Consider the following 9,826-nt stretch of genomic DNA (forward strand, 5'->3'; position numbering starts at 1 on the left):
GCGGCGCTGCACGCGGTCGGGCTGGCCGACCGGGCCGGCGACCCGGTCGCCACCCTCTCCGGCGGCCAGCAGCAGCGCACCCTGATCGCCCGGGCGCTGGCCGGCCGGCCGGAGCTGCTGGTGCTCGACGAGCCGACCGCCGGGGTGGACGCGGCCAGCCAGGAGGCGTTCGCCAGCGCGCTGCGGGACTTCCGCGACGGCGGCGGCACGGTGCTGCTGGTCGCCCACGAGCTGGGCCCGCTGCGCCCGCTGATCAGCCGGGCCGTCGTCGTCCACCAGGGCGGCATCTGCCACGACGGCGCGGTGCCGGAGCCGGCCGGGCACCACGCCGAGCCGGGCCACGACCATGTGCACCCGCACTGCGACGAGGAGCCCGCCGGGCTGTGGAGCATGTGATGGACCTCTTCCAGTACGACTTCATGCTGCGCGCCCTGGTCGGCGCGCTGGTCATCGGGCTGGCCGCCCCGGCGCTCGGCATCTACTTGGTGCAGCGCCGGCTGGCGCTGATCGGTGACGGCATCGGCCACGTGGCGCTCACCGGCGTCGGCGCCGGGCTGCTGCTCAACCGTTCCCCCGTGCTGGTCGCGGTCGTCGCGGCCACGCTGGGCGCGATCGTCATCGAGCTGGTCCGCTCGCGCGGGCGCACCTCCGGTGACCTGGCCCTGGCGCTGCTGTTCTACGGCGGCATCGCCGGCGGCGTGATGCTGGTCGGGCTCTCCGACGCCAGCAGCGGGTCGCTCAACGCGTACCTCTTCGGGTCGCTGACCACGACGTCGCCGGCGGATCTGATCACCATCGGCGTGCTCGGCGTGGCGATCCTGGTGACCATGCTGGTGCTGCGCCCGGCGCTCTTCGCGGTCTGCCACGACGAGGAGTACGCCCGGGTCTCCGGCCTGCCGGTGCGGGCGTTGAACCTGCTCCTCGCGGTGGGCACCGCGGTGACCGTGACCATCGCCATGCGGGCGGTCGGGGTGCTGCTGATCAGCGCGCTGATGGTGGTGCCGGTGGCCACCGCGCAGCAGGTGACCCGGGGGTTCCGGAGCACCATGGCGGCGGCCATGGCGCTGGGGCTCTTCGCGGCCGGCGCCGGGGTCTGGGTGGCGGCCACCGCCGACACCGCGCCCGGCGCCTCGGTGGTGCTGCTGGCGATCGGCTCGTTCCTGGTGGTGGCGCTGCTGGCGGCCGGCCGGCGGGCGCTGCGCCGGCGGACCGGCCCGGCCGCCGCGCCCGTGGCCGAGCCGCCGGAGCACGAGGTGGTCCTGGGCTGAGGCCGTCCCGGCCGGCGCTGCCGGCATTGGTTACCGTTACGGGATGACGGTCACGAACGGGTACGACGCCTTCGAGGGCGCGGGTGACCTGCTGCGCGCGCTGTCGGCGCCGATCCGGCTGGCGATCGTCAGCGAGCTGGCCCAGGGCGAGCGGTGCGTGCACGAACTGGTGGAGAAGCTCGGCGCCCCGCAGCCGCTGGTCTCCCAGCACCTGCGGGTGCTGCGCGGCGCGGGCGTGGTGCGCGGCTCGCGGCGCGGCCGGGAGATCGCGTACGCCCTGGTGGACGAGCACGTCGCGCACATCGTGGCGGACGCGGTCAGCCACGCCGGGGAGGGTCCGTCATGACCGAGGGGGCACTGCGCAACACCCGGCAGCGCAGCGCCGTGAGCGCGCTGCTGGGCGAGGTCGAGGGCTTCCACAGCGCCCAGGACCTGCACGCCATGCTGCGCCAGCGCGGCGAGCGGGTCGGGCTGACCACCGTCTACCGGACCCTCCAGGGGCTCGCCGACGCCGGCGAGATCGACGTGATGCGCCCGCCCGGCGGCGAGCACCTCTACCGGCGGTGCAGCGAGGGCCATCACCACCACCTGGTCTGCCGGGCCTGCGGCCGGACCGTGGAGGTGGCCGGCCCGGCGGTGGAGAGCTGGGCCGAGCGGGTCGCCGCCAAGCACGGGTACGCCGGGGTCAGCCACACCCTGGAGATCTTCGGCACCTGCCCGGCCTGCGCCGGCTGAGAAAACTGCCCCGTGCCCCGGCGGCCGGGCCGTGGCACGCTGTCCGGCGTGAAGATCTACGCCGACCGTTTTCCGACCGCCCTCCGTCAGCTCCTCACCGATCTGCTCGTGGTCGTCTGGGTGTACGCGGCGATCCGCTTCGCGCTCTGGCTGCACGACCTCGTCGAGAAGCTCGCCGTACCCGGCCAGAAGCTGGAGGGGGCCGGCGGCGGGCTCGCCGACAACCTGGCCGACGCCGGCGGGAAGGTCGGCCGGGTGCCGCTGGTCGGCGACGAGCTGACCGGCCCCTTCACCAAGGCCGCCGAGGCCGCCCGCGCGGTCGCCGAGGCCGGCCGCGACCAGCAGGAACTGGTCGGCCAGCTGGCCCTGGCGCTGACCGTCGCGGTGCTGGTCTTCCCGCTCGGGCTGGTGCTGTTCGGCTGGCTGCCGCTGCGGGTGCGCTGGATGCGCCGGGCGGGCGCGGCCAAGGCCCTCGCCGCCGCCCCGGCCGGGCGGGACCTGCTGGCGCTGCGCGCGCTCGCCGGGCAACCCCTCGCGAAGTTGAACCGGATCGCGCCGGACGTGGCCGAGGCGTGGCGCCGCGGCGACGAGGAGACGGTCGACGCGCTCGCCGCACTGGAGCTGCGCGGACTCGGGCTGCGCACCGGCCGGTAAGGTGTGCCGGTGCTGTACTTCCTGATCGCCGTCGCCGTCCTGCTGCTGATCTACGCGGGCGTGCTGGTGAGCTACGTCCGCAAGGGCCGCCGGATCCCGCCGGCCGCGTACCTGGTGCTCGCCGGGCTGAACGGGCTCATCCTGTTCGGGGTGATCGCCTGGGCGGTCGCCCGCTGACCGGCGGGGCCCCGCCGCGTTCGGCGGGGCCCCGGCATCGTCACTTCGGGGGCGGGACGCGGCGGCGGACGTCCTGCGCCGCGGACGGGCCCGGCTGCCAGTTGGCCACCCAGGGGCGATCGGCGGGCGGGGTGACCACGCCCTCCTCCACGGACGCGTACCGGCCGGCGATGATCCGCTTCGCGGCCGCCACGTCCACCGCGTCGGTGTTGGACCACAGCCCGGTGAACAGGTCGTCGACGCGCAGCCGGGCCTGCCGGCAGAACAGGTCGGCCAGCTCGACGTTCTCCGGGTGCTCGGCCCGCTCGGCGACCGCCCGGACACACACCGCCGACATCGCGAACAGCTCCGCGCCGATGTCCACCACCCGGCCCAGGAACGCCTGCTTGCGCTCCATCTTCCCCTGCCAGCGGGACATCGCGTAGAAGGTGGACCGGGCCAGCTTGCGGGAGGTCCGCTCGACGTGCCGCAGGTGGCCGGCGAGCGGGCCGAACTCGTGGTACGCCCCGGGCGCCTGCCCCTTGCCCACGGCGAGCGTGGGCAGCCACTTGGCGTAGAAGACGCCGGCCCGCGCGCCGGCCTTCGCCTTGCGGCCCAGCCCGGCGTCCGGGTCGATGATGTCGCCGGCCACCGAGAGGTGCGCGTCGACCGCCTCGCGGGCGATCAGCAGGTGCATGATCTCGGTGGAGCCCTCGAAGATCCGGTTGATCCGCAGGTCGCGCAGGAGCTGCTCGACCGCGGCCGGGCGCTCGCCCCGGGCGGCCAGCGAGTCGGCGGTCTCGTAGCCGCGACCGCCCCGGATCTGGATCAGCTCGTCGGCGATCTTCCAGGCCATCTCGCTGGCGTAGAGCTTCACCAGCGCCGCCTCGATCCGGATGTCGTTGCGGTCGTCGTCGGCGAGCAGGCAGCAGAGGTCGAGCATGGACTCCATGCCGTACGTGGTGGCGGCGATGAAGGCGAGCTTCTTGGCGACCGCCTCGTGCTCGCCGACCGGCCGGCCCCACTGGACCCGGTCGGCGGCCCACTCGCGGGCCACGTTCAACGCCCACTTGCCGGCGCCCACGCACATGGCCGGCAGCGAGAGCCGGCCGGTGTTCAACGTGGTCAGCGCGATCTTCAGGCCCTTGCCCTCGCCCCCGATCACGTTCTCCTTCGGCACGAAGACGTCGTGGAACCGGGTGAGGCTGTTCTCCAGGCCACGCAGCCCGACGAACTCGTTGCGCCGCTCGACGGTGATGCCCTCGCTGTCGCCCTCCACCACGAAGGCGGTGATGCCGCCGCGCCGCCCCTCCGCCGCCGGCACCCGGGCCATCACCACGAGCAGGGTGGCGACCGTGCCGTTGGTGGCCCAGAGCTTCACCCCGTTGAGCCGGTAGCCGGTGCCGTCCTCGGTCGGCTCGGCGGTGGTGGCCAGCCGGGCCGGGTCGGAGCCGACGTCCGGCTCGGTGAGCAGGAAGGCGGAGACCTCGCCGGCGGCCAGCCGGGGCAGGAAGCGCTGCTTCTGCTCGGGGGTGCCGAACATCTTCAGCGGCTGCGGCACGCCGATCGACTGGTGCGCGGAGAGCAGCGCGCCGATCGACGGGTTCACCGAGCCGGCCCGCATCAGGGCCCGGCAGTAGTGCAGGTTGCTCAGCCCGAGGCCGCCGTACTTCCGGTCGATCTTCATGCCGAAGGCGCCGAGCCGGGCCAGCCCGTGGAACACCTCGTCGGGGATGCGCGCGTCCCGCTCGATGGCCGCGCCGTCCACCTCGGAGTCCAGGTACGCCCCGAACGCGCCGAGGAACTCCTCGGCCCGGGCCACGTCGTCCGGGTCGGAGCGGGGCCAGGGGTTGATGAGGTCGAGCTGGAAGCGGCCGAGGAAGAGTTCCTTGCCGAAGCTGGGCCGGTCCCAGGCCGACTCGCGGGCCGCCTCGGCGACCTGCCGCGCCTCCTTCTCGGAGACCTGGCCGGCCTCCGTGGGCAGCGGCCCGGCGCCACCCGCCGCGTCGACCGCGGCGGCGGTGCCGGGCGCCGGCTCCGCACCATCGGTCGTCGCCGCCGCGGCGGAGCCGGGCGGCGGCTCGGGGTCGTCGATCGGCGCCACCCGCCCGGTCGGGCCGCCGTGTCCGGCGGGGTCGGGTCGGCTGTTGTGTGTCGTGGTCACGGCTGCCTCCTGGAGACCTCGGTCCGGCTGCGTCGACGTGCGACGAAAACGACGCTACCCCTGGGTGTTACCCAGGGGTAGCCTCGCGCGCACGTCCGATTTGGCGGGACCCGCGCGTCAGTCGCCGGCCAGTGCCCGCGGATCGTCGTCCTCGTCGTCGATGTCGTCGTCACCCCAGTTGCGCCGGGCGACCGGCAGGGCCACCCAGAAGCCCAGGAACCAGACCCCGGTGACCGCGCTGAGCAGGAAGGCGATCGGGCGGCTCAGCACGAAGTCGGTGATCAGCAGGACCGCGCTGACCATCGAGATCAGCATGAAGCCGAGGCCGCCGCTGGCCATCCGGTGCGCGAAGCGGACCAGCTCCGGCTTGCGGCCCTGGCGGAACAGCGCCCGGTGGAAGGCGACCGGCGAAATGATCATCGCGGTGGCCGCGGCGGCGGCCAGCAACGCGATGATGTAGACGTCCTTCTGGAAACCGGTGGTCCGGGTGAACCCGTTGCTGAACGGCAGGGTCAGCAGGAAGGCGAAGAGGATCTGCACGCCGGTCTGCGCCACCCGCAGCTCCTGGAGCAGGTCGGCGAAGTTGCGCTGCCAGCGCTGCTTCTCGGTTTCCTTGGACACCCGCTACCTCCAGGGAAGACGGTACTGCCGGTGGGGGCCTCCCACCGGCAGCACAGCCAGTGCCCGACCGGCCCGAGCGTGAAACCGGTTCAGGCGCCCCGGCGGATCCGGCCGGCGTACCGGGCCTCCAGCCCGGCGTTGTGCTCGTCGCCGCCGGCGATGTTGGCGGACAGGTAGACCGGGGGCCGCTCCCCCGCGGCGAGCAGCCGGACGACCACCTCGGCGACGATCTGCTGGGCCAGCAGCGCGGCGGTGATCGAGGAGACCGCGCCGACCGCGCCGCCGCCCGGCAGCGGCAGGGTGGCGTCGCCGTACGGGGCGCCGTTGTCGAGCACCACGTCGGCGAAGTCGGCGAGCTTGCGCCCGGACGGGTGGCGCGAGGTCATCCGGGCCGAGTGCTGCGCCGAGGTGATCGCCACCAGCCCGTGCCCGCGCTCCTTGACGATGGCGGCGAACTCGACCATCGCCCCGTTCACCCCGGAGTTGGAGGCGAGCACGAACACGTCCTGCGGCCGGACCGGGGCCAGCTCGTAGAGGCGGTGCGCCACGGCCGGCTCGCGTTCCAGCTTCGGGCCGAGCACGTCGGCCGGCTCGCCGCCGTGCAGCACCAGGTCGCGCAGGGCGATCCGGTTGGTGGGGACCAGCCCGCCGGCCCGGCCGGCGACCTCCATGGCGAGGGCCTCGGAGTGGCCGGTGCCGAACGCGTGCACCACCCCGTCGGCGCGCAGCGACGCGGCGATCAGGTCCGCCGCCCGGGCCACGTTCTCCCGCTGGTCGGCGGCGACCCGACCGATCGTCTCGGTCACCACCGCCAGGTACGCCTCGGCACTCACCGTCATGTCTCCTCCGTCCGTCGGTGCCGGGCCAGCCACTCGACCGCGAAGTCGACCGCCGCCCGCTGCCTCATCAACCGGCCCGTCCCGTCGCCGACCGGCCCCAGCCGCACCGCACCGGTGGCCTCCAGGTCGGCGCCGAGCCGGGTGAAACCCTCGTCGTCCAGTCGGATGTCGTCCCACCACACCCACTCCCGCCCGCCGTCGACGGTCAGCACCGCCGCGCCGCAGCGCTGCCGGGGCGGCGCGGCCTGCCGGTACTCGGCCAGGTGCAGGGAGGTGTTGCTGCCGTGGTCCACGCCGAGCAGCAGCACGTCGGCGTCGAGGTCGTGGAGGCGGGCCAGCGGGGAGCCCTCGCCGAGCATGTCGGCCCGGGCGTGGCCGGCGACGATCCGCGCGGCGGCCGGCCCGAGCGCGGCGAACGAGACGTGCGGGTGGTCGCTGCGCAGCGCCCCCGGCCAGGTGCGCACCAGCTCGGCCAGCGCGCCCATGAACCGGCTCGGCGTGACCGCCGGGTCGAACCCGGGCAGCCCGTCGCGGATCACCGGCCACCAGTCCGCCGGCACCGGCGGGTTGGGCCAGCCCGCCGGGTCGCTGTTGTCCGGGGTGTGGGTGGGCACCACCACCGTGCCGGCCGGGCCGAGCACGTCGCGCAGGGCGAGCAGCACCGCCTCCGGGCCGCCGCAGAGGAAGCCCAGCGGGCGCAGGGAGGCGTGCACCAGCACGGTCCCGCCGGGGCGTACCCCGAGGTCGCGGAGCTGGGCGGCGAGCGAGGCGCGGGTGTGCGGCCGGGCCGGCGCGGGGCTCGCGGTCATCGGCCGGTGCGGGCCAGGATCGCCGCGGCCAGCGGGCCGGGCGCCTCGTCCGGGATCCAGTGGGTGACGCCGGGCAGCACCAGGAAGCGGTAGTCGCCGGTGACGTGGGCGGCGCACGCGTCGGCGGCGGTCCGGCCGATCGCCACGTCCTTGTCGCTCCAGACGAACGTGGTCGGCACGCCCACCGGCCCGACGGCCTTCATGTCGGCCCCGGTCATGGCCCGGTACCAGTTCAGCGCCGCGGTCAGCGCGCCCGGCTCGCGCATGGGGTCGGCGTAGCGGGCCACCCGGTCGGCGTCGCCCACCCCGGCGAGCATCCGGCGCAGGGCCGCCGCGCGGAACGCCAGCAGCACCTTCTCCGCCTTGCCCGGCTTGCGGAACAGGGCGATGTAGGAGGAGCGGGCCTTCTGCCGCGAGTCGGTGGCGAGCGCGTGCCCCATGGCCGCCGGGTGCGGCACCGAGACGGCGGTCAGCGTGCGGACCCGCTCCGGGTGCGCGGCCGCCAGCCCCCACGCCACGATCGCGCCCCAGTCGTGTCCGACCAGGTGGGCAGTGGTCACCCCGAGCGCGTCGAGCACGGCCGCCGCGTCGGCCACCAGCTCCGGGATCCGGTACGCCCCGACGTCCGCCGGCCGTGCGCCGGGCGAGTAGCCGCGCTGGTCGAGCGCGTACGTGCGCAGCCCGGCGGCGTGCAGCGCGGGGGTCACCTCGTCCCACTCGCCGGCGTGCTGCGGGAAACCGTGCAGCAGCAGAACGGGTTCGCCGCCCTCGGGGCCGCCGGTGCGTACCTCGAACGTCAGACCTCGCGCCTCGACCCGCATGATCGCCACCCTAACGGGCGATCGCCCTGCTGGGCCCGGGGGCGGGGTCGGTGCTAGCGTCTCCGGCGAGACAACTTCACATCCGACAGGGGAGCGCACAGCGCTGAGAGTGCGGGCCGGTGCCCGCAGACCCTCGAACCTGATCTGGGTAATGCCAGCGCAGGGAGTTCGGTCGACCTCCAGCCGCGCCGCCGTCCGGTGACCACCGGGCGCGGCGTGCGTCTTCTCCTGGTTCCTCACCTGAACTGGGAGTCAGCCATGAACCACACCGACAGCAACCGCTGGCGCACCGTCGACATCGTCGTCGCCTCGGTGATCGCCGTAGCCTTCGGCGTCATCTTCTGGGCCTGGGGGCTGGTCTGGAGCGCCACGGACGCCGCCTTCGCCTTCTTCCCGCCCGCACAGACCCTGATCTACGGCGTCTGGCTGGTGCCGGCCGTGCTCGGCGGGCTGGTCATCCGCAAGCCCGGCGCCTCCCTCTACTGCGAGCTGCTGGCGGCGGTCGTCTCCGCGCTGCTGGGCAGCCAGTGGGGCGGCATCGTCATCGTCCAGGGCCTGATGCAGGGCGTGGGCGCCGAGCTGGCCTTCGCCGCCTTCCGCTACCGCACCTTCCGGCTGCCGGTCGCCCTGCTGGCCGGTGCGCTGACCGGCCTGACCGCCGCGATCTTCGACTTCGTCTACTGGAACAAGGCCTACGACCTGTTCGACTACCGCCTGCCGTACGCCCTGCTGACCATCGTCAGCGCCACCGTGATCGCCGGTGCGGGCGCGTGGTTCCTCACCCGCGCCCTGGCCAACACCGGCGTCCTCGACCGCTTCCCCGCCGGCCGCGACCGCGCCCTCGTCTGACCGGATCGCACGCCCGACATCCGCGTTGATCATGAAGTTGTTGCCTTCGCGGCGGCGTGTCACGGCAATAACTTCATGATCACCGGATGAGAGGAGGTGGGCGCGTGGGTGCCGTTCAGCTGCGGGGGTTTGGGTGGCGGCATGCGGGGCGGAAGGGCTGGGCGGTGCGGGGGGTGGACCTGCGCGTCGAGGCCGGGGAGCGGGTGTTGCTGCTGGGCGCCTCCGGGGCGGGCAAGAGCACGCTGCTGGCGGCGCTGGCCGGGCTGCTGCCCGAGGACTCCGGCGAGCAGGAGGGCACCGTCGAGATCGACGGGCTCGACCCGCGTAAGGCCCGGGAACGCGTCGGCATCGTCTTCCAGGACCCGGAGACCCAACTGGTGATGGCCCGCTGCGGCGACGACGTCGCGTTCGGGCTGGAGAACCGGGGCGTGCCCGCCGACGAGATCTGGCCCCGGGTGGACGAGGCGCTGCGCCGGGTCGGCTTCCCGTATGACCGGGACCGGCCCACGGCGGCGCTCTCCGGCGGCGAACAGCAGCGGCTCGCCCTGGCCGGGACGCTCGCGCTGCGGCCGGGGCTCCTGCTGCTCGACGAGCCGACCGCCAACCTCGACCCGGCCGGCGCCGACCTGGTCCGCCGGGCCGTCGCGGACGCCCTCAACGCGGACACCACGCTGATCCTCGTCGAGCACCGGGTCGCCGAGGCGCTGCCGCTTGTCGACCGGGTGGTCGTGCTGGAGCCCGGCGGCGGGGTGCGCGCCGACGGGCCGCCCGAGGCGGTATTCGCCGCGCACGGCGACGCGCTCGCCGCCGCCGGGGTGTGGGTGCCGGGCCACACCGTGCCGCCCCGGCACGCCACCGCGCCGCCCGGCGAGGTGTTGCTCACCGCCGACCGGCTCGGCCTGCCGCCCCG

At 74.6% G+C, this 9,826-nt stretch carries 13 protein-coding genes and 1 riboswitch; of the genes, 8 read left to right on the forward strand and 5 right to left on the reverse strand.

The genetic code is table 11. From position 1 onward, the window contains the following. The 6 genes from B0E53_RS28310 to B0E53_RS37945 form a co-directional block, all read left to right on the forward strand. A partial coding sequence (locus B0E53_RS28310) for an ATP-binding cassette domain-containing protein (protein WP_146167796.1) occupies positions 1 to 396 on the forward strand: 396 nt, incomplete at its 5' end. Continuing rightward, positions 396 to 1,268: a metal ABC transporter permease gene (locus tag B0E53_RS28315; protein ID WP_107078808.1), complete on the forward strand. Its 873-nt coding sequence runs from the start codon at positions 396 to 398 to the stop codon at positions 1,266 to 1,268. The genes B0E53_RS28310 and B0E53_RS28315, both read left to right, overlap by 1 nt. 43 nt (positions 1,269 to 1,311) lie before the next feature. After that, the gene (locus tag B0E53_RS28320) at positions 1,312 to 1,614 is read left to right on the forward strand and encodes a metalloregulator ArsR/SmtB family transcription factor (RefSeq protein ID WP_091319318.1); all 303 of its coding nucleotides are present in this window, start codon (positions 1,312 to 1,314) and stop codon (positions 1,612 to 1,614) included. Further along, positions 1,611 to 2,003 (forward strand): Fur family transcriptional regulator, encoded by a 393-nt coding sequence (locus B0E53_RS28325; RefSeq protein WP_107078809.1) that lies wholly within the window; start codon positions 1,611 to 1,613, stop codon positions 2,001 to 2,003. The genes B0E53_RS28320 and B0E53_RS28325 overlap by 4 nt, the downstream gene beginning before the upstream one ends. 48 nt (positions 2,004 to 2,051) lie before the next feature. Continuing rightward, on the forward strand, positions 2,052 to 2,657 hold the full coding sequence (locus tag B0E53_RS28330; protein WP_107078814.1) for a hypothetical protein: 606 nt from the start codon (positions 2,052 to 2,054) through the stop codon (positions 2,655 to 2,657). A gap of 9 nt (positions 2,658 to 2,666) precedes the next feature. Next, positions 2,667 to 2,834: a hypothetical protein gene (locus tag B0E53_RS37945; RefSeq protein WP_168215429.1), complete on the forward strand. Its 168-nt coding sequence runs from the start codon at positions 2,667 to 2,669 to the stop codon at positions 2,832 to 2,834. Positions 2,835 to 2,874: 40 nt separating this feature from the next. Here the strand turns inward: B0E53_RS37945 and B0E53_RS28335 are convergent, their stop codons facing one another. The 5 genes from B0E53_RS28335 to B0E53_RS28355 all read right to left on the reverse strand — a co-directional run bounded on the left by B0E53_RS28335 (position 2,875) and on the right by B0E53_RS28355 (position 8,067). After that, a complete protein-coding gene (locus B0E53_RS28335) occupies positions 2,875 to 4,797 on the reverse strand; it encodes an acyl-CoA dehydrogenase family protein (RefSeq protein WP_107078815.1) in 1,923 nt (640 codons plus the stop codon). 297 nt (positions 4,798 to 5,094) lie between these two features. Then, on the reverse strand, positions 5,095 to 5,598 hold the full coding sequence (locus B0E53_RS28340; RefSeq protein ID WP_107078810.1) for a DUF6328 family protein: 504 nt from the start codon (positions 5,596 to 5,598) through the stop codon (positions 5,095 to 5,097). Between the two features lie 89 nt (positions 5,599 to 5,687). Continuing rightward, the gene (locus tag B0E53_RS28345; RefSeq protein ID WP_107078811.1) at positions 5,688 to 6,437 is read right to left on the reverse strand and encodes an SIS domain-containing protein; all 750 of its coding nucleotides are present in this window, start codon (positions 6,435 to 6,437) and stop codon (positions 5,688 to 5,690) included. After that, positions 6,434 to 7,246 (reverse strand): AAC(3) family N-acetyltransferase, encoded by an 813-nt coding sequence (locus B0E53_RS28350; protein WP_107078812.1) that lies wholly within the window; start codon positions 7,244 to 7,246, stop codon positions 6,434 to 6,436. Before B0E53_RS28350 ends, B0E53_RS28345 begins: the two co-directional genes overlap by 4 nt. Then, a complete protein-coding gene (locus B0E53_RS28355) occupies positions 7,243 to 8,067 on the reverse strand; it encodes an alpha/beta hydrolase (protein WP_107078816.1) in 825 nt (274 codons plus the stop codon). The genes B0E53_RS28350 and B0E53_RS28355 overlap by 4 nt, the downstream gene beginning before the upstream one ends. A gap of 77 nt (positions 8,068 to 8,144) precedes the next feature. Continuing rightward, positions 8,145 to 8,251: riboswitch (TPP riboswitch) on the forward strand. 74 nt (positions 8,252 to 8,325) lie between these two features. On the opposite strand from B0E53_RS28355, the gene B0E53_RS28360 reads away from it, so the two are divergent. Next, entirely contained in the window at positions 8,326 to 8,916 is a 591-nt protein-coding gene (locus B0E53_RS28360) for an ECF transporter S component (RefSeq protein WP_107078813.1), read from the forward strand. Between the two features lie 104 nt (positions 8,917 to 9,020). Beyond that, the coding region (locus B0E53_RS28365) for an ABC transporter ATP-binding protein (protein ID WP_146167797.1) at positions 9,021 to 9,826 on the forward strand (806 nt) is incomplete at its 3' end.

The organism is Micromonospora sp. MH33, assembly GCF_003013775.1.
Lineage (GTDB): Bacteria > Actinomycetota > Actinomycetes > Mycobacteriales > Micromonosporaceae > Micromonospora > Micromonospora fulviviridis.